At 47.7% G+C, this 877-nt stretch carries 2 tRNA genes and 1 rRNA gene; all 3 read right to left on the bottom strand.

Going from position 1 to position 877, the window contains the following annotated elements:
* A 23S ribosomal RNA gene (locus AC07UI_RS29110) occupies positions 1–341 on the bottom strand; the annotation flags it as partial.
* Positions 342–577: 236 nt separating this feature from the next.
* Positions 578–653: transfer RNA gene (locus tag AC07UI_RS29105), tRNA-Ala, on the bottom strand.
* A 10-nt stretch (positions 654–663) separates the two neighbouring features.
* Positions 664–740 (bottom strand) — tRNA-Ile (locus AC07UI_RS29100).
* Between the last annotated feature and the right edge of the window lie 137 nt (positions 741–877).

The raw sequence follows: 877 nt of genomic DNA, 5'->3' as shown, positions 1-877 counted from the left end.
TTTCGCGTACAGGGCTATCACCCACTATGGCCGCACTTTCCAGAGCGTTCCGCTAATCTCAAAGCCACTTAAGGGCTAGTCCCCGTTCGCTCGCCACTACTAAGGGAATCTCGGTTGATTTCTTTTCCTCAGGGTACTTAGATGTTTCAGTTCCCCTGGTTCGCCTCTTGCACCTATGTATTCAGTACAAGATAACCATCTTATGATGGCTGGGTTCCCCCATTCAGACATCTCCGGATCACAGTCTGTTTGCCGACTCCCCGAAGCTTTTCGCAGGCTACCACGTCTTTCATCGCCTCTGACTGCCAAGGCATCCACCGTATGCGCTTCTTCACTTGACCATATAACCCCAAGCAATCTGGTTATACTGTGAAGACGACATTCGCCGAAAATTCGCAATTACTCACAAATTTTACCTTAGCCTGATCCACTACCAGTGAAAGTAGTGTTCAGTCTATCTTTCTATCACATACCCAAATTTTTAAAGAACGATCTAATCAAAAAGATCAGAAATCAACATTCACCATCGTTCGATGGAATGCTCATTTCTAAGCTTTACGACACAGAAGCAAGTTTATGGTGGAGCCAAACGGGATCGAACCGTTGACCTCCTGCGTGCAAGGCAGGCGCTCTCCCAGCTGAGCTATGGCCCCATAACAAAATTGGTGGGTCTGGGCAGATTCGAACTGCCGACCTCACCCTTATCAGGGGTGCGCTCTAACCAACTGAGCTACAGACCCAATTTCGAGCTTGTAACTGTTAGCCTGAGCTATCAGCCTGGAGCTTAAAGCTGCTTCTATCGTCTTCTTCAATGAATCAAGCAATTCGTGTGGGAACTTATGGAGCAGCTGATGTCGTCGATTAAGGAGGTGATCCA

Source organism: Pseudomonas sp. GW821-FHT04C07, from assembly GCF_059420325.1.
The sequence above is the reverse complement of the archived record's forward strand: the minus strand, read 5'-3'. Positions and strand labels throughout refer to the sequence as shown.